Genomic DNA, 18,139 nt, shown 5'->3' with positions numbered 1-18,139 from the left:
TCCGCACCGGCCCAGCCCGCGTATAGACCCCCGCGCGTACCGAGCCCCGCTCCGGCGACCGCTGGGCACAGCTGACAGATCCGGACGGCGGTCTTGTGTTTCGACACCGGATCGATATATTGGTCTGACCACTTGGCCATCAGGCCAAGATCATCTGTCTGGACAAGGCGGTACGTGCATGACGCCCCCTCTGCAATCGCAACGCGAGGCTCGCGCCGAGCGGCCGGACGCGGTTGCCCCGGCAGTGCTGCTCGAGCGGGCACGGGAGGTGCAGCCGGAGTGGGCTGCGCTGACGGTCGCCGAACGGGTCCGGGCGCTGGGGTCGCTGCCGCAGCTGCTGTTCGACCGGATGGACCGGATCGCGGCGGAGATCGTCACCGAGAACGGCAAGCCACTCGCGGAAGCGCTGGCCCACGAGGTCGTCCCGGCGATCGCCCTGGCGCGCCATCACCTCGACAGTGCCGTCGCCACCCTGGGCGCGACCCGGATAAGCTCCGCGACCGTGCCGCATCGGAAGGCGATTCGCACGCATCGGCCCTACGGGGTCGTGGTCGCCATCGCGCCCTGGAACTTGCCGTTCCTGATTCCGTTCAGTCAGGTGCTGCCCGCGTTGATCGCGGGGAATGCGGTGGTGCTCAAGCCTTCCGAGCTCACTCCGCGGGTGGCCGAGGCGCTCGTCGAGCTGATCTCCGACTGCGGAGTGCCCGCCGGGGTACTGCAACTGGCGCTCGGGGACGGGGCGGTCGGGGCCGAGTTGATCGCCGGACGGCCCGACAAGGTGCTGTTCACCGGTTCGGTGGCCACCGGGCGGACGGTGATGGCGGCGGCCGCGCGATTCCCGATTCCGGTCGGGCTGGAACTGGGCGGGATCGACGCCGCGATCGTGCTCGACGATGCCGACCTGGAGTTCACCACCTCGGCGGTGGCCTGGGGCGCGAACTTCAATGGGGGACAGGCCTGTTGCTCGATCGAGCGGGTGCTGGTGCACGAATCGCTGCACGACGCGTTCCTGGTCAGGCTCGAAGACAAGGTGCGGCGCATCGACACCGGGCGGGATCTGGCGCCGGCCATCGATGACCGCCAGCAGCGGGTGTGGGAGCGTCATCTCGCCGCGGCGCGGCAGAGCGGCGTGCAGGTGCGCGGCGGAGAACCGTTGCGGGACCGCCACCTCTCGCCCGCACTGGTGAGCGGTGTGGGTGTCACGGCGGCCGAGGTGTGGCAGGAGGAGACGTTCGGGCCGGTGGCGGCGATCGCGCGGTTCGGGTCCGATGACGAGGCCGTGGCGCTGCACAATGCGACCGAGTACGGACTCACCGCCAGTGTGTTCTCCGCCGATATCGGGCGCGCCCGCGCGCTGGCGCAGCGGCTGCGGGCGGGCGCGGTGTCGATCAATGATGTTGCGGCGACGATGTATTCGACGCCGGAGCTGCCGTGGGGTGGGGTCGGCCGGTCTGGCTTCGGCCGCTCGCACGGGGTCGATGCGCTGCTGGATGCGAGCTGGGTGCAGGTCGTGGATCTGCCTCGCGGCCCGGCGTTCGGGCCGAAGCGGCCCTGGTGGTATCCGTACGGGCCCGAACTCGAGGACGCCATGCGGGCGCTGGCCTCCGGCGCGGTCACGCCGCGGGCGGCGGCTCGGCTGCGAGGATACGGGCGGGCCGGTCACGTGCTGCTGGGCATGCTCAGCCGGCAGCCGAAACTCTGAAGGACGGGAATCGGTGAACAACCAGGTCATGACCGCCATCGCCCAGAACGCTCCGCGGCTGCGGCCGGGGGCCGATCACGTCGAATCGTGGTTCGTGCGCGCCAATGACCCGCAATCGCCGCGCGCGGTGTGGATCAAGGCGACCGTGCTCACCTCGCGCGACGGGACCGCGCTGGCGCAGGCGTGGTGCAGCGTCTTCGACGGGCGGCGCACGCACGCGTGGTGTCTCGACATTCCCTTGGCGGCGGCACGATTCGAGGCGCACTCGATCGGGCAGGACCTCACCGTCGGTCCGTTGACCCTGTCGTTGACCGGGAGCGGCGGTACGACCGCCGGCACGTTGTCCGATGCCGCGCAGACCGTCGCCTGGGATCTGAGCTTCAGCACGGTGCCGGGCCTGGGTGGGCCGATGTCGCTGCTGCCCAGCGACCGGTTGCTCGATACTCCGGTACCGAACAACAAACTGGTGACCCCGTTTCCGGTGCTGACCTGCACGGGCCGGCTGGAGTGGCAGGGCGACCGCTGGGACCTGAGCGGCTGGCACGGGATGCAGGGCCACAACTGGGGCCGGGAACACAGCCCCGAATACGCCTGGGGCCAGTGCGTTTTCACCGATGCCCGGGGCGGCGAACCCTTCGCCGTGATGGAAGCGGCCTCGGGCCGCACCCGTATCGCGGGCTGCACCTCGCCGCTGCTGTCCATGCTGGTCATCCGCCGCGGCGACGAGGAATTCCGGTTCGACCGGATCGTCGACCTGTGGCGGCAGCGCCCGCTGCTCGACTTCCCCGCATGGACCCTGCGCATGCGCGGCCGCCACGGCACCGCGGAACTGCGCATGCACGCCGAGCCCGAGCAGATGGTGTGCCTGGCCTACCGGAACCCCGCGCGGGACACCAGCTACTGCCTCAATTCCAAGACCGCCGCCGTCACCGTGCATGTCGCCCCGATCAACGGCAATGCCTTCGAGCTGCGCAGCCCGCACGGCGGCGCGCTGGAATTCCTTGTCCCGCACCCGGTTGCGTCGGTGTCCCCGACCGTCTGAGAGAGCCCGCTATGCCTTTGACCTTCTTCGAGACCATGCGCGGCGAGCTCTACGACGCCGACGGGCTGGCTCATCACGTGGCCATGGATCTGCGCTGCGAATCCGGACACGCGCGCGGATTCGTCACCAATGGGCGCGCCCGCATCACCGGCACCATCAGAGCCCTGCCGTGGGCCGACGGCGCGGCGGTGCTCGGCACCCTCATCGCGCTACCGGTGACCAAGCGGCTGATGACCTACGAACTCGAGTTCCGCGACGACGAGGGCCGCGCCTGGCACCTCAGCGGCCGCAAGGATGTGCGCTGGCTGCGCGGCGCGCATGCCGGCCTGACCAACCTCGCCACCACCCTGTCGTGCGAGGGCGAGCAGGTCGCGCAGGGACGAATGCAGTTCTTCGCCAATGACTATCCGAGTTTTCTGCGCTCGTTTCAGCCGTGGGTGTCGCTGCGCACCGACCTGCCCGAGGGTCGCCATCCGGAGGGGATACTCGCGCCGGGGCATCGTGAGACCCTCGCGGCGCTGGCCGAGGTGCTGATCGAGCCGGGCGGGTCGGTGCCGGCGGTCGACGCCGCCACCATCGATCGGGTCGACGCCTTAATCGGCAATATGACCCCGCTCATGCAATCCGGACTGCGGGCGGCCCTACGCGGGCTCGACGCGGCGGCACGCGCCAGGCACGGCAAACGTGCTGCGGCGCTGACGGTTACGCAACGCCGCACCCTGGTGGAGGAGGCCCGGCTCGGCAGCACCCTGCGCCACGCGGTCGATGCCGTCGAGACTCCGTTGCGGATCGCGCATTTCGGTGACCGCCGCTATCTGGATGCGATCGGCGCGCCACGCTATGACGAACCCGTGCTCGAGCAACGCCCGGGCTGGATGGCCAATGTCACCACCCCGACCGAGCTGTCGCGGCGGGAGACGATCGACTGCGATGTCGTGGTGATCGGCACCGGCGCGGGCGGTGCGGCCGCGTCGGCCCGGCTCACCGAGCACGGCCTCGGCGTGGTGATGGTCGAGGAGGGCGAGTACGCCGGTCGCGCACAGTTCCGCGGGGATCTGGGGGAGCGCACCCAAAAGTATTGGCGCGATGGCGGATACAACCTCGCGCTCGGCAATTCGGTGCTCGGCGTCAGCACGGGACGGCTGGTGGGCGGGACGACCGCCATCAATTCCGGCACCGCCTTCCGCACCCCGGACGCGGTGCTGCGGGAATGGCTGGACCTGGGCTTCCCCGGCGACTTCGCCCCCGAGGCGTTCACACCCTATCTGGACGAGGTCGCCGCCGAACTGGGTATCGGCCCCGCCGATCCCCGCTATCTGGGCCGGGTCGCGGAAATCATCGGCGCGGGCGCGGACGCCCTGGGTGCGGCGCACGGTCCGCTGCCGCGCAATGCGGTGGGCTGCGACGGGCAGGGCCAGTGCGTGTACGGCTGCCCGATCGAGGCCAAACGCTCGAGCAATGTCAGCTGGGTGCCGCGGGCATTGAAGGGCGGTGCGCAGCTGTTCACGAATCTGACCGTCACCCGAATTCTGTTGTCGGGCAGCCGCGCCACCGGTGTGCTCGCCGAGGGCCAGGACACGCACGGCGCGCCGCGGACGGTAGAGATCCGCGCCCGCGCGGTGGTGGTCGCGGCCGGCGCGCTCATGACGCCGCTGCTGCTGCGCCGCAATGGCGTGACCCTGCCCGCGCTGGGACGCCACCTGTCGGTGCATCCGTCCCTGGGCGCGGTGGCCATGATGCCGACGCCCGGAACACCGTGGTCGGGGATCCCGCAGGGCTATCAGGTGGAAGGACTGGGCGACCCGCTGGTCACCTTCGAAGGCGTCGCCATCCCACCGCAGTTCGCGGCCGGCACGCTGCCGTTCCACGGCGCGCGGCTCACCGAGTGGATGAACCGCTGGACCCACACCGAGCAGTTCGGCGCGATGGTGCGTGACACCGGCACCGGCAGCGTGCATCACGGTCCGGCCGGGCGGACCCTGATCCGCTATCACCTGACCCCGCGCGTCCAGGCCGCGTTGCAGCACGCCTGCGCGAGCCTGGCCGAGCTGTTCCTGCGCGGCGGAGCGGAGGCGGTGGCGTTGCCGATCGCGGGGACCCCGCCGATCCGCACGCTCGATCAGGCCCGCACCGTCGCGGCGATCCGGTTGAGTCCGCGGCAATTCCGCATGATGGGCCCGCATCCGCTGGGCACCGCCCGAATGGGACCCGATGCCCGGACGGCGGTGGTGGATTTCGGCCATCGGGTATTCGGCACGACCGGTCTGTATGTCGCCGACGGTTCGGTCGTCCCGACGTCGCTGGGGGTCAATCCGCAGGTCACCATCATGGCGTTCGCCCTGCGTGCCGCCGATCTGATTGCAGCCGACCTCAATTGACCGGATTCGCCCCGTCACCCCTCTGGCGCACCACCTGTGATCTTGGTAGAGATTGGTATAAGCACAAAAGGGGTGATCCGGATCATTCCGGAGGATGGGGACGAATCAATGGGTGCCAGAGCCGAACTCGAACGGGAACTGGGTGGGTCGCTGGCCGCGCTCGATCTGCTGACCGAGGCCGAGACCGCCGATCTGCTGGCGATCTTCCAGCAGGCGCAGCGCACCGAGAACATCGCCATGGTCGAGGCCGTCGACAAGACCGTCGGCGCGCTGCCGTGGCCGTTGCGCACGGCCGCCAAGAAGATCATGTTCGGCAACAAGCTCGGGTAGGGGCGATGAGCGACCTGGTCACCCGCGCGCAGATCACCCTGCTGTCGCGGACGCTACACGTCTCCGAGGACAAGCTCGCCCATCTCGACAAGCTCGGCGCCGCCAACCTGCACGAACTGCAGGAGCGCATGGCGCAGGTCATGTTCGCCGAGCACAATGCGATCTTCTCGCGGCTGTCGCTGCTGGTGCCGATCATCCCGCTGAGCATCTCGCTGCCGCTGGTGCAGAAGCTGGTGCCGCCGGTGATGGCCGGTCGCGCTGCGGGTGCGATCGGGGTGGATCACCCCAGGAAGGCCGCCGAGGCGGTGGGCATGTTCGATCCGGGCTACGCGGCCGAGGCCGCGCCCTATATGGATCCGCACACCGTCGGGCAGCTGGCCGATATCGCGCCGGCCGGACCGGTCATGCGGATCATCAACGAGCTGCTGCGGCGCGGGGACTACATCACGGCGGGACCGTTCCTGGCCTATGCGACACCGGATCTGGTGCAGGCGGTCGAGCGGGACGTCCACGACGACGAGGGCCTGATCCGGTCGGCGTCGTACTCGTTCTCCGGCGAGAACATCAGCGTGATCATCCGGCACCTGCTGACCGGCGAGGGGCGGCGGATTCCGAAGCTGGCCCGCACCATCCTGCAGGGCTCCAAGGAGTTGCGGCTGGCGGCGCTGTCGGTGTTCGCACGCTGCGACACCGATGTGATCGTGGCGATCGGCGACATCCTCTTCGATGTGGGGTCGGCCGACGAGATCGCCGACCTCGTCGAGACCTTCATTTCCGCCGGGGCGATCCCGGAGACGCTGCGATTCGCCGGGCAGCTCAGCCCCGCGGCGCTGGACCTGCTCGCGGCCAATCCGATTCTCGGCGAACCGGAGTCCATCGACGCCATCGCGGGCGCGGCCGACGGCAGCAGCGAGGCCGCGCTCTGGCGGGGTCTGCTGGAGCTGGCCGAGCGCACCGAGCCGGGCATCTCACGCCGGATCGGCGGGGCCATCTCGCATTTCGACACCGCGACGCTGACCGGGCTCCCGGGGCTGGCGTCGACCGCGCACCTGTGGCCGCCGCTGCTGAAGGTCCTCGCCACCGCCGAGCCGGACGCGCAGTCGCGGATCGGGGAGCTGTGGTCGCCGCTGCCGGCCTTGGAGCGCAACGAGATCGAGCAGCGCATCGCCGATCTCGGTCTGGGCGAGCAGTTGACGACACTGATCGCAACATTGCAGCTCACACAGTAATGTCACCGGCCCTGCGGCCCCGGCGACAGTCGAGTCGCGAGGGCCGCAGCGGGTTTCGGTGCGCGCGGTGCCGAGCGCCCACCGCACCTGACCGTTCCCGCAGGCGGGGCCTCGATACTCGGTGATGGCGCGGTCACCGGGTGCACGGTCCGTCATTGCCCGCGCAGCGCCTCGATGCTGCGTTCGAAAGCGGCCGCGCCATGTCCGTCGGTGACCTGACGGTCCACCAGGGCGGCGATCCCGTCGAGCGGTTCGGCGGTGATTCCGGCATCGAATGCAGCTCGACGCAACGTGTCCAGTGCGGTTTTGGTGAAGACCAGGTCCTGGAAGACGTCGCTGGTGTAGTCGCCGGTGTCGATGACGCGGCCGTAGGCGGGCAGCGTCCGGGACATGACGGCCACCCACCCCGCCGCGCGAATCGCGAACTCCGAGGCCGGAACTCCGGCCGAACCGACCAGGGCCGCGCCCTGGAAGAAACCGCCGAACATGGCGTACATGGTCGACAGCAGCGCGAAATCCCACAGTGCGGCCAGACCCGCGTCGCTGCCGAAATACTCGGCCGAGCCCAGTAATTCGAGGGTGGGGCGCTGGGCGTCGAAGATCGTCCGCGACCCGCTGTAGAGAATGCTCGAGCCTTCCGCGCCGATCATGTCCGGGACCGCCATGATCCCGCCGTCCAGAAAATCGATGCCGTGCCCGGCCGCCCAGGCCGCCAGTTCCCGCGACTGCTCCGGTGAGGTGCTGGTCAGATTGAGCCACTGTCTGCCGCGGAGCTCGGCCGCGATCGGATCGAGGGTCTCGTGCACGGACGCGTGATCGAGCAGCACAGTGACGACCAGCTCACCGCCGCCCACCGCCCGCCGGACCGTCTCCGCTGAAACCGCGCCCGCGGCAACCAGTTCGACGTCCCTGCCGGGCGTGCGATTCCACACCGTGGTCGCCACCCCGGCCTTCAGGAACGCTGCCGCCAGCGCCCGCCCCATCGCACCGAGGCCGAGTACGGTCACCGGGCTGTGCTGGATGTTCGTCATTGCAGGACAACTCCTTGTCGCTCGTTGGCGAGTGGTTCCGGCGCGCGCTGAATTCGAGGCTGCCGGTTACGGATGCGTCCCACAAGTACGCACAAATTGCTCAGCTACTAACCCGAACGTGAGTGTTCAGGTCAGCCGGACGGCGTGCCGGATCTGGACGAGTTCCTCGCGCGCGGCGAAACGGCTGCGACGGACCCGCCCTCCTCGCTGGCTCCGAGCTACGCGGGCCCGCCGCGGTGGGCTGCGCGCCCACCGGCGATGCGGCCGAAGGCGAGGGCGTCGGCGATGTGGAAACCGCCGTCCTTGCACCAGGAATAGGTGGAGCTGACATTGCCTGCGGCGTAGAGGCCGGGGATGACCGCGCCGAAAGGATCGAGCACTTCGGCGTTTTCGTTGCGACGGGGGCCGCCATTGCTCCAGGCCAGGATGGGGGCGGCGGTGAAAGCGTAGTAGGGCCGCTCGGACAGCGGTGCGAGAGTCTTTGCGGGGCGGCCGAACTGGTCGTCGTGGCCGGCGGCGCAGGCGGCGTTGTAGCGGTCGACGGTCTGCAGCAGAACGTCCGCGTCCACGTGCAGGATGTCGGCGAGTTCGGTGAGGGTGTCGGCGCGGTGGATCCAGCCCTTGCCGATCTCGGCGCTGTTGTCGGCGCTCCACTCGTAGCCTTCGATCAGGCTGGCCCAGCCGACGGCGAGGCGCTCGCGTCCGGGCACGATCGGGCCTGCGCGGCGTGCGGATTCGTCGAAGACGATGTGCATCGGGGCGGTGGGGAACAGCTGGTAGCTGCCGTTGATGCGGGCATGGCCGTGGCCCAGGGCGACCCGTTCGTTGCAGTAGCGGCGTCCGTCGAGGCCGAGGTAGACGAAGCTGTTGGTGTTGGGGAACGCGGTGTAGAACCCGGCTTCGTAACCGGGAGCACGCAATCCGGGCAGGGTCATCATGTTGGACATGTGCCACAGGTCGGCTCCGGCCTTGACCGCCATGCGCAGGCCGTCGCCGGTGGCGGCGGGCGTGCCCCAGACCACCGGGTCGGTCAGGCGCAGGTGATCGCGCACCATCTCCGGGTTCGCCTCGAATCCGCCGGTGGCCAGCACGACTCCGCGGTCGGCGCGGATCCGCAGGGCGGTCCCGTCCGGTGCGGTGGCCAGGACGCCGAGCACCGTGCCGTCGCCGGTGATCAATTCGTGTGCGGGCGTCTGCAACCGGACCTCGATGCCGCGAGCGCGGACCGCGTCCGACAGGGCCGCCCACAGCAGTCCGTCACCCATGCGGCCCTCGACGCCGATCCACCCGCGCATGACATCGCTGCCGTCGAGGTCGGGGAATTCCGGTGGCGCGGGCACCGCCAAACCGACCGGGATGCCGAGGCTTTCCATCCACTCGCTGTTGCGGGCGGTCTCCTGCGCCCACACCTGCACCACCGGTTCCGGGATCGGCCGTCCGGCGCTGAGGCTGCGCAGGTAGACCGCGGCCCGCTCGGGATCCCGGTTGTCGAACCACACCGCGCCCGACACCCGCGTGCTGCCACCGGCCCGGTCACCGGATTCCTTGTCCAGCACCAGCACTCGCGCCCCGGCATCGTGGGCCGCGACGGCGGCCGCGCAGCCCGCCCCGCCGAATCCCACGACGACCACATCGGCCTCGACATCCCACGCCACACCCGAGTTGCCCACGACCGCACCGTCCTTCCATCTCGTTCACCGCGAACGGTCCCAGCCCGTCGCGCCGACCGAAAACGCCTGTCTCACTCACCGGATACCGCCGGCGCGGCCATGGGAGCTGCCGGCATCGGCTCCGGTGGTGCGGCGCGCCGCCCACTGCGGGAAGGTGCCGCGGGAGCGGTCACGCAGGGCTGCCGAACCAGGTGGTCAGGGCCTGTTCGAGGTCATGCGGCTCGGCGGAGGTCCAGGCGACGATGCCGTCGGGGCGGATCAGCAGCGACAGCGGCTCGTGCGGCCGGGTGAACTTGGCGGTGACGATCCGGATGCGATCCGCCCACGGCTCGACCTGGGCGCGCAGGGCGGGGGAGTCGAACGGATCCAGCAGCAGGCCACGGCCGTCGGCGAAGTGGCAGGACACGCTCGTGCCGTCGGACAGTTCGAAATCGGGCGTGGCCGCGCCGACCAGCGGGTCACCGCTGCCCAGGTCGTAACGGTGCAGCACGCCGGAGAGCTGCTTCACGACCCGGGTGGTGGCCGCCGGGGTGTCGAGCAGATCCGTGGTGACCGCCCGCAGCGCCCGGCTGCGCGGATCGGTGCGCATGAGCGCGATCTGCGCGCGCGTCCAGTCCAGCACCCAGGCGCCGATCAGGTGGCGTTCGCGAGTGTAGGTGTCCAGCAACGCCTCCGGGGACCGGCCGCGGATCACAGCGGCCAGCTTCCAGCCCAGGTTGACCGCATCGCCGACTCCCAGGTTCAGGCCCTGGCCACCGAATGGGGAGTGCACGTGGGCGGCGTCGCCGGCCAGCAGGACCCGGCCCCTGCGGTAGTCGGGGACCTGGCGGCTGTTGTCGGTGAAGCGGGTGGCCGAAACCACCGTGGAGATCTGCACCTTCACGCCGGTGACGCGTTCGAAGCTGTCCTCGAGTTCCTGGGCGGTGACCGGGTTGGTGCGGTCGGCGGGTGGGCCGTCGAGTTCCACGGTCAGGATGCGGCCGGGTTGGGGGCCGTGGACGAAGATTCCGGTGGGCGTGGTGTGCCAGCCCAGGGGTACGGCCTCCGCGCCGGTCATCTCGACCAGCGCCTGGCGGCCCGTGATCTCGGGGTCCAGGCCGGGGAATTCGAATCCGGCCAGCTTGCGCACGGTGCTGCGGCCGCCGTCGCAGCCGACGAGCCAGCCCGCGCGCACGGTCCGCCCGCCGCAGTCGACGGTGACACCGACCCCGTCGTCGTCGAATCCGGTCACCTCGACCCCGCGGCGCACCGGTACTCCGAGGTCCGCGGCGCGGCGGGCCAGGACGGATTCGATGGTCTGCTGATCGAGAAAGCGGTATTCGGCCGCGGGGCCCAGATCGGCGAAGGCCGGATCCTCGCCGTCGACATTGTCGGCCCACAGCATGATCCCGGCGAAGTGCGCGCCGGCCGGTTGACGCCGCGGCGCGGTGGGAACCGCTGCGCCCGCGAACATCCGGCCCATGCGGGCCAGCGCCGCCTGGTGGGCCGCCCGCAGCTCCGGCACCAGACCTCGCCGGCCCAGCGCCTGGGCGGTGGGCACATTGATCGCGCCCGCCTTGATCGTCAGATCCGGTTCGGCGAGACGCTCGACCACCAGCACGTCCACCCCCGCCAGCCGCAGCTCGCAGGCCAGCATCAGCCCGACCGGTCCGGCCCCGGCCACCACCACATCTCGTGTCTCGTTCATGAGAATCACTGTGGTGGTGGCCGATTACCGGGCACTTGCGTCGGCTTGCGCACCGCTTGCGCGGTCGGTTCCAGCCGCGCGAATCCTGCTTCGGGGCGGTGTCGATGGCCAGGCCGGAGGCTGCCATCCCACCAGCGGATCACCCGGGAGCCGGGACGCTCGGGGTACCACCCCGCGGGTTGACTCATGGCCGCATCCCAACGGTGTACAGGGACTCTGCACTTTTTGCACCTTTCGCCCGCTGGTCACCTCTATGATGGGCGGTCGACATCCGGAGGCCCAGCTCGGGTCACCCGGGGAAACGGGGAAAGTATGTCCGCCACAGTCGAATTCGCGGGTTGCCACGCGTACACGGTGCGACCGGGCTTATGACCGAACTGGTGACGCGAGCCCAGCTCGTCCTCCTGGCCCGGACCCTGCACGTGCCGGTGGAACGGCTCGCCCACCTCGAACGGCTCGGCCCGCATCGGCTGCACGAGCTGCAACAACGCATGGCGGGCAACCTCTTCGACCAGCATGCACCGGTGTTCGAGCGCATCGCCAAGCTGGTCCCCGTCATCCCCCTGAGCATCTCGCTGCCGATCGTGCAGCGGCTGGTGCCGCCCACCATGACCGGGCGCGCGGCCGGCGCGATCGGGGTGAAGTATCCGGCCAAGGCGATCGAGGCGCTGCTGCGACTCGATGTCGGGTATGCCGCGGACTGTGCGCCGTATCTGGATCCGCGCACGGTCGGTCAGCTCGCCGACGACGCGCCGCCCGCGCCGGTGGTGGCGATCCTGAACGAGCTGCTCGCCCGGCGCGACTACATCACCGCGGGGCCGTTCCTGGCCTATGCGACACCGGAATTGATCCAGGCGATCGAGGAGGGTGTCTCCGACGACGAGGGCCTCATACGCTCGGCCGCCTACGCGTATTCGGGCGAGTCCCTCAGTGCGGTGATGCGGCAGCTGCTCGCGGGCAGCAGTCAGCGGCTGCCGCGGCTGTTGGGCACGGTCATCAATGGTTCCAAGGAATTACGGCTCGCGGCGCTGTCGGTGTTCGCACGCTGCGCCCCCGATGTGATCGCCGCGGTCGGCGACATCCTCTTCGACGTGGCCCCGCCCTCGGCGGTGGCGGACCTGATCACCACCTATATCGCCGCCGACGCCACCGACGACATGCTGCGCTTCTTCGGGCGACTGAGCCCGCACGCCCTGACCCGACTGGCCCTCAACCCGGTGCTGACGGAGATCGCCGAGACCCTCGTCGACGCCGTCGACGGCAACAGCGACCTGGCCGTGTGGCGCGGGGTCCTCGAACCCCTCGCGCGCACTCCCACCGAGGTGCGCCGCCGTGCGGGCCTGCGCCTGGCAACCCTCGACGCCCCGACCCTGCTCATGCTGCCCGCGCTGGCCCAGGCCGCCCGATTGTGGCCGCCGCTGCTGTGGGTGCTGGCCGCGACCGATGTCGATGTCCAGGCCCACGTGGGCGAGCTGTGGGCCACCGCCACCCGCCTCGACCTCCAGGTCCTCGAACGCCGCATCGCCGACCAGCACCTGGATTCGCTGCTGGCCACGCTGACCAACACGATCCGTTTCCTGCGCTGAGCGCGCCGCCATCGTCGATCGAATTCGCACGGGGCGCTTTCCCGCCGGGCACGGGAACCCTTGTGCCACGGATGATTCCAATTCCTCGTCGTCTGCCGACCTGCGGCGGGCCGGATCGTGCGGGCGGCGGTGGGCGACGGTGTGCCGGGGAGGTGGTAGGAAAGGTGACGTGTCCGAAACCGCCGAAACCCGCACCCCCCGCGCCGTCTCGGAAGTGGTGGACCTGGTCAGCACGCTGATCCGGTTCGACACCTCCAATACCGGCGAACTGGAAACCACCAAGGGCGAGCGCGAGTGCGCGCAGTGGGTGGCCGCACAGCTCGAGGAGGCTGGGTACACCACCGAATACGTCGAATCGGGTGCGCCGGGACGCGGCAATGTGTTCGCGCGGCTGCCGGGCGCGGACTCCTCGCGCGGGGCGCTGATGATCCACGGGCATCTGGACGTGGTACCCGCCGAGGCCGCCGACTGGAGCGTGCACCCGTTCTCGGGTGCGGTGCGTGACGGCTACGTGTGGGGACGCGGGGCCATCGACATGAAGGACATGGTCGGCATGATGCTGGCGGTGGCCCGCCAGTTCAAGATCGAGGGCACGGTGCCGCCGCGCGACATCGTGTGGGCGTTCGTGGCCGACGAGGAGAACGGCGGGCGCTGGGGCTGCCAGTGGCTGGTCGAGCACCGGCCCGACCTGTTCGAGGGCGTCACCGAGGCGGTCGGCGAGGTCGGCGGGTTCTCGCTGACCGTGCCGCGGCCCGACGGCAGCGAGCGGCGGCTGTATCTGGTCGAGACCGCGGAGAAGGGCCTGGGCTGGATGCGGTTGCGCGCCAAGGCCCGTGCCGGGCACGGCTCGTTCCTGCACGAGGACAACGCCGTGACGATCCTGTCGCAGGCGGTGGCGCGGCTGGGCACCCACACCTTCCCGTTGGTGGTCTCCGATTCGGTCGCGGAGTTCCTGGCCGCCGTCGCCGAGGAGTCCGGGCTCGAATTCGATCCCGGCTCACCGGATATCGAGGGTCAGCTGGCCAAACTGGGCACCATCTCCCGCATCATCGGCGCGACCCTGCGCGATACCGCCAACCCGACCATGCTGCGGGCAGGCTACAAGGCCAATGTGATTCCGCAGACCGCCGAGGCCGTCGTCGACTGCCGGGTGGTGCCGGGACGGCAGGCCGAATTCGAGCAGGAGGTGGACGCGCTCATCGGCCCGGATGTGGAGCGGGAGTGGATCACCAAGCTCGACTCCTACGAGACCACCTTCGACGGGCACCTCGTCGACGCGATGAACGACGCCATCCTGGCCCACGATCCGAACGGGCGCACCGTGCCCTATATGCTCTCCGGCGGCACCGACGCGAAAGCCTTCGCCAAGTTGGGGATTCGCTGCTTCGGTTTCGCGCCGCTGCGACTACCGCCCGAACTGGACTTCTCCGCCCTGTTCCACGGGGTCGACGAGCGGGTTCCGGTGGAATCGCTCGAATTCGGCACCCGCGTGCTGGAACACTTCCTGTTGCAGAGTTAACGAACAGCGAATTATCCAGGGACTTAGGGACGGAATCACCTTGGGCGATCTTCGTCATTCGGCCCGGGATTCCCGGATGATCCCGCTCGCCGACGATCGCCACGTCGAAATCGCGATGCGCCTCACCCAGACTCGGCGTCGGATGCTGAACGACTTGATTGGCCTGCGGAAGCATCAGCGCATCCTCCAGTCCGAGATCGCCGAGGCAACCGGACTGACCGCGGCCGAGGTTGCCGCTTTTGAGGACGATCCCGAATTGGCTGACCCAACCTTCGATTTCCTGCTCCGATACGCCCACGCTATAGGTGCTGTCGTCGAGATGAAGGTTGTTCCGCGGTGGGCTGCAGATGCGTGAGGCCATCGCTGGCGTGCTGGTCCGCTTGGCGCACTGGGTCAACCCGCCGAAGGTAACAAGCAGTTGAACGTACGAAAGCGGCTCCGATCCCGAAGGATCGGAGCCGATTCTTTGCATTTCAGGTCGACCGTTGCGGCGGACAGTCAACGCGACATGTCAACGCCGGACATCGCCGCTGACGACGGCTACGAGGTCTTCCCCGTCTTCGAGCGGCATCGCGAAAAATCGCATCCCAAAATGAGGGTCGCCGAGCTCGACCGCGGGGACTTCGATGCGCCGCTCACTGGTCTCGATCAGAATCCCAGGCCGATCTTCGGCAACGCGGACCGTGACGAACTTCGGGAATCCGTCGCGTCCACCGGTGCAGTAGCGGAGTTGCTCGCCGGGTTCACGGATGCCGCCGATGCCGCCGGAGTGGAGCTTGCCCGCGCCGTTGGTGACTTCGATGAAGGTCGTCAAGAAATCAGCGCCTTCGGGCCAGCCCATCAAGTCGGCCTCCGGGGGCCGACGTGCGTCGCACCAGACGCGCCAAGTGAATTCGCCCTGGGAGCCGATCGGGGTGACCGGCTCCCAGCCTTTCTCACGAAGGGTGGTCATGAATGGATTGTCACACACGGGTAGCCGGGGATGTGGACCTTCCCTGTGGGGTCGAACCACCCAGCGCAGATCTTGGTCCCGTCCAGGAAAGTCCCGGTCGGGCCGTAGCTGTCCCGGTAGACGCCAGCGCCCGTCGCGCCGTTCTGGATGGCCTCGCTGTTGGTGCGATTGGGCTCGCCTCCGGGGCCGACGACGATGTAGTACGCCTGCACCTGCCCTTCGCCGCCGGAGCTGGCATAGGTGGTGACGATTTCCCTGACGTCGAGGCCGGTGCCCTTGACGGAGAGACTGACCGGGCCATCCTGCGTGTCAGCGTTGGCACTGGCCGTGGATGCGGCGCCGACGATGAGTGCGGCGGCGGTGGATGCAATCAGTGCGGTGCGGATCATGATCTTTCGCAAGGCAATTCACCTCATCCAGTTGTTGTTCTTTTGTGCTTTCGTTTGTTTGCGGGCCTGCTGGATCAGCCAGGCTTCGATCTGGTCCAGGCTTCCGCTGCACTTCACAGCGCCGTCCGGAGCGATGAGGTTCCACCCGCATGGGGGTTGCGGCTCTGCCTCGACCCGCCAGCCGGGACCTGCCGCGTCGGCCAGGTCGTGTGCCCAGGCGTGGATGATTTCCACCGTCGAGCCTCCTACGTAGTGCGGTCTCACCGTGTTTCGCCGTTGGGCGTCGGTTCGGGGTGCTGGTCGAGGTATTCCCGGGCGGTGGTGACGCGGGGGCACGGCGGGGTGCAAGTGGCGTGGATCTTGGCGATTCCCTCGGCGCGTCTCCGGCAGAGGTTGGAGATATAGCCTTGTTCGCAGCCGTCGTCGACCCACTTCTGAGCGACGGGACCGATGTTCCTGTTCTTCATCACCGCCTCCTGGGTTTGATCGCGCCTGTTCCGACGAGCACATCGAACGCGGCGGCTTTCCGCGCGCAGTGTTCGGCGTTCCAAGCGCAGTGGCTCTGCATGATTCGGTGCGCCGCTTCGGGGCTCAATGGATACTCGGGTGCTTCGTGAGGCCAGTCCGGGTGTCGATCGTCCGCGGTGTCGGCCGGGAGCGCGGCGGGGGCACGTTTGGGGACGGGTAGTGGCCGGAAGACCACGGCGGCGGTGAACGCCGAGAGTGATATACCCAGGGTGATCAGGAGCGATGTCGTCAGCATCGAAACCTCGGGGACTGTGTTCAGTTCGGTGGATGTTGTTGTGCCCCAATGCCCGAGGCGTCGCCGACCGGTTGGCTACGAACGCAGCTGCGGTCGTCCGGTCGGCGACGCTCCCCCTTTGGGGGGTCGGGGCAACCCGGGCAACGGGCGCTGATCAATAGACTTGCCGATACCGTCGGAGGTTTTGTCCCGCAGCGGGACACGACTCGACATCCTGGCGTCACACTGGGCGATATGGACACGGCAGAACCTGCGACGGCGTTGGACGAGGACGCGGTGAATGCGGCCCTGGATCTCGTAAGACATAGTGGCGCAACGGAGATCGAGCTCGGATTCCTCCACGAGGGGGGTGCCGGTCGCGGAGGCAGGTTGGTTTGTGTCTGTTCGGTATCGAGGAACTCGGATCATCGTCGAGAAGCACCGCGATCCTGTAGCGGCGTTCGAAGATCTTGCGCGGCAGATTCTCGTCGGCGGTATGAGCACGCATTGCCGAGGGACGATCAGGTTGTCCGGCAAACCGGTCGCCGGCACATGCAGGTGGAGGCGCTATGACCCCCGCTGGGTCCGCGGATGTGCTCGCGCGGCGTCTGCCTAGCTGGGGACTGCGCCTATCCGCTGTGCGAGTCGTCCGAGGTCGCCGCTGGCAAGGTCTCGACGCGCGCTGCGCATCATGTATCCGACGAGTTCACGGACAACGCTCATGTTCCGGACATGTTGCGGTGCGGTGTGTTCGGCTCGGAGCAAGGCAGCCAGTGAAGCGTTCCACTGCTTGTCCATTGCGTAGGCGCGTCCGATCTCAACGAAGTACTGTGCCCGTCGGCCCATCGCTGGAATCAGTTCGGGATCCACTGTCGGGGCGAGCTTGATCACGGTGCTGGCATCTCGTTTTTCCATCGCAGCTGACATCCGCCACAACGCGACATTATTCGCGCCGAAGGTCGGGTTGCGGAGAATCGACTGCCCTGCGGGCGCAGTGCCGAGGCGTGTTGCCAGTTCGTCGGCTTCATCGAGGTGTGCGGTGGGGTCACCGTCGAGGCTGGCCGTGACCAGTCCGGCCTGGAGGTGGAGCATGCCGAGCGTCTCCAGCTCGCCGATCGTTCTCGCGTCTGCGGTGAGCTTGTCGACGGTGTCCTCGGCGATTTGCAGCGCGCGGGGGAGTGCGCCTGGTCGGGACAGGAGCACCTGAGATCGGTCGAAGGCGGCGGCTGCGGTGACGGCTGTGCCCCCGAGATGGCTTGCGGCCCGTTCGGACTCGTCAGCGGCGGTCCACGACAGCTGAGGATAGCCCCAGGCGCGCAGAGCCTTCGCTACCGTGTCAGCGACGGAGGACAGCACATCCCACGCCGTTTCCTGTTCGATTCCGGATGCGTCTCTGGTGTGGCGGTAGCAGTCGGTGAGAAGCGGTGCGAGCATGGGAGCGACTCGGCCGTATTGGCAGTCGATGCGAAGGTCGCGTGCGGTATTCGCTGCTACCCAGAGTTCGTCGAGGCTCCGGATAGGTCCTGTCTGTGTCGTGTTACCGGAGGTCCACAGGGCGACCTCGATGTCGGGACGGTCGCGTGGAACTCGGCTGTGCGTGGATCGAATCGGTCCTGTTCGTGCCCTGTGAGATCACGGACATCGCACTGCAATGCTTTCGCGAGGGCGTGAAGGGTGTCGCGGCTGTCGACCGGCCGTTCGCCGTTCTCGTACTTGGCGATCGCGCCCCGCGATTTGCCGGTAAGGTCCGCCAGCATCTGCTGGGTCATCCCGCGGCGCTTGCGAATTGCGGCAACCCTGCCTCCGACGAAGCAGCCATCGTCGGTGCCGGTCTTCGCTGCAGTGGCCATCTCCGCGGTTCCCCTTCGGCTCGATGATTCAT

The 18,139-nt window shown here is 68.6% G+C and carries 17 protein-coding genes; 8 read left to right on the top strand and 9 right to left on the bottom strand.

Features of this window, described 5'->3' with window-relative positions; translation table 11 throughout:
- Positions 1–178: 178 nt before the first annotated feature.
- The 5 genes from ACIRRA_RS39435 (at position 179) to ACIRRA_RS39415 (ending at position 6,681) form a co-directional block, all read left to right on the top strand.
- Entirely contained in the window at positions 179–1,702 is a 1,524-nt protein-coding gene (locus ACIRRA_RS39435) for an aldehyde dehydrogenase family protein (RefSeq protein WP_402779388.1), read from the top strand.
- A 13-nt stretch (positions 1,703–1,715) separates the two neighbouring features.
- Positions 1,716–2,744, top strand: coding sequence for a hypothetical protein (locus ACIRRA_RS39430; protein ID WP_402779386.1), 1,029 nt, complete (start codon positions 1,716–1,718; stop codon positions 2,742–2,744).
- An 11-nt stretch (positions 2,745–2,755) separates the two neighbouring features.
- The gene (locus tag ACIRRA_RS39425) at positions 2,756–5,122 is read left to right on the top strand and encodes a GMC family oxidoreductase N-terminal domain-containing protein (RefSeq protein WP_402779384.1); all 2,367 of its coding nucleotides are present in this window, start codon (positions 2,756–2,758) and stop codon (positions 5,120–5,122) included.
- A gap of 108 nt (positions 5,123–5,230) precedes the next feature.
- Complete coding sequence (locus ACIRRA_RS39420) at positions 5,231–5,452, top strand: hypothetical protein (RefSeq protein ID WP_357005732.1); 222 nt, start codon at positions 5,231–5,233, stop codon at positions 5,450–5,452.
- A gap of 5 nt (positions 5,453–5,457) precedes the next feature.
- Positions 5,458–6,681 (top strand): hypothetical protein, encoded by a 1,224-nt coding sequence (locus tag ACIRRA_RS39415; RefSeq protein ID WP_402779381.1) that lies wholly within the window; start codon positions 5,458–5,460, stop codon positions 6,679–6,681.
- A 152-nt stretch (positions 6,682–6,833) separates the two neighbouring features.
- On the opposite strand, the gene ACIRRA_RS39410 is transcribed toward ACIRRA_RS39415, so the two are convergent.
- From ACIRRA_RS39410 to ACIRRA_RS39400, 3 genes are all read right to left on the bottom strand, one after another.
- Complete coding sequence (locus ACIRRA_RS39410) at positions 6,834–7,712, bottom strand: NAD(P)-dependent oxidoreductase (RefSeq protein WP_402779379.1); 879 nt, start codon at positions 7,710–7,712, stop codon at positions 6,834–6,836.
- 218 nt (positions 7,713–7,930) lie between these two features.
- Positions 7,931–9,382 carry an FAD-dependent oxidoreductase gene (locus ACIRRA_RS39405; RefSeq protein WP_402779377.1) on the bottom strand — a complete coding sequence of 484 codons (1,452 nt, stop codon included), beginning with the start codon at positions 9,380–9,382 and terminating at the stop codon, positions 7,931–7,933.
- Positions 9,383–9,551: 169 nt separating this feature from the next.
- Entirely contained in the window at positions 9,552–11,069 is a 1,518-nt protein-coding gene (locus tag ACIRRA_RS39400; protein ID WP_402779375.1) for an FAD-dependent monooxygenase, read from the bottom strand.
- 368 nt (positions 11,070–11,437) lie between these two features.
- Between ACIRRA_RS39400 and ACIRRA_RS39395 the strand changes: the two genes are divergently transcribed.
- The 3 genes from ACIRRA_RS39395 to ACIRRA_RS39385 all read left to right on the top strand — a co-directional run bounded on the left by ACIRRA_RS39395 (position 11,438) and on the right by ACIRRA_RS39385 (position 14,529).
- Positions 11,438–12,655 (top strand): hypothetical protein, encoded by a 1,218-nt coding sequence (locus tag ACIRRA_RS39395; RefSeq protein WP_402779373.1) that lies wholly within the window; start codon positions 11,438–11,440, stop codon positions 12,653–12,655.
- Between the two features lie 169 nt (positions 12,656–12,824).
- Positions 12,825–14,174 carry a M20/M25/M40 family metallo-hydrolase gene (locus ACIRRA_RS39390; RefSeq protein WP_402779371.1) on the top strand — a complete coding sequence of 450 codons (1,350 nt, stop codon included), beginning with the start codon at positions 12,825–12,827 and terminating at the stop codon, positions 14,172–14,174.
- 76 nt (positions 14,175–14,250) lie between these two features.
- On the top strand, positions 14,251–14,529 hold the full coding sequence (locus ACIRRA_RS39385; protein ID WP_402779369.1) for a hypothetical protein: 279 nt from the start codon (positions 14,251–14,253) through the stop codon (positions 14,527–14,529).
- A gap of 156 nt (positions 14,530–14,685) precedes the next feature.
- Here the strand turns inward: ACIRRA_RS39385 and ACIRRA_RS39380 are convergent, their stop codons facing one another.
- The 6 genes from ACIRRA_RS39380 to ACIRRA_RS39355 all read right to left on the bottom strand — a co-directional run bounded on the left by ACIRRA_RS39380 (position 14,686) and on the right by ACIRRA_RS39355 (position 18,107).
- Complete coding sequence (locus tag ACIRRA_RS39380; protein ID WP_402779367.1) at positions 14,686–15,126, bottom strand: hypothetical protein; 441 nt, start codon at positions 15,124–15,126, stop codon at positions 14,686–14,688.
- The gene (locus tag ACIRRA_RS39375; protein WP_402779365.1) at positions 15,123–15,527 is read right to left on the bottom strand and encodes a hypothetical protein; all 405 of its coding nucleotides are present in this window, start codon (positions 15,525–15,527) and stop codon (positions 15,123–15,125) included. Before ACIRRA_RS39375 ends, ACIRRA_RS39380 begins: the two co-directional genes overlap by 4 nt.
- Before the next feature lie 6 nt (positions 15,528–15,533).
- Entirely contained in the window at positions 15,534–15,749 is a 216-nt protein-coding gene (locus ACIRRA_RS39370; protein WP_402779363.1) for a hypothetical protein, read from the bottom strand.
- A gap of 26 nt (positions 15,750–15,775) precedes the next feature.
- A complete protein-coding gene (locus tag ACIRRA_RS39365) occupies positions 15,776–15,982 on the bottom strand; it encodes a hypothetical protein (RefSeq protein WP_402779361.1) in 207 nt (68 codons plus the stop codon).
- Positions 15,983–16,869: 887 nt separating this feature from the next.
- The gene (locus ACIRRA_RS39360) at positions 16,870–17,613 is read right to left on the bottom strand and encodes a hypothetical protein (protein ID WP_402779359.1); all 744 of its coding nucleotides are present in this window, start codon (positions 17,611–17,613) and stop codon (positions 16,870–16,872) included.
- 134 nt (positions 17,614–17,747) lie between these two features.
- On the bottom strand, positions 17,748–18,107 hold the full coding sequence (locus tag ACIRRA_RS39355; RefSeq protein WP_402779357.1) for a helix-turn-helix domain-containing protein: 360 nt from the start codon (positions 18,105–18,107) through the stop codon (positions 17,748–17,750).
- Positions 18,108–18,139: the final 32 nt, after the last annotated feature.

The sequence above is a fragment of the Nocardia sp. NPDC101769 genome (assembly GCF_044766925.1).
In the GTDB taxonomy this organism is placed as follows: domain Bacteria; phylum Actinomycetota; class Actinomycetes; order Mycobacteriales; family Mycobacteriaceae; genus Nocardia.
Note: the sequence above shows the minus strand (reverse complement) of the source record. Positions and strands in the feature narration are given on the sequence as shown.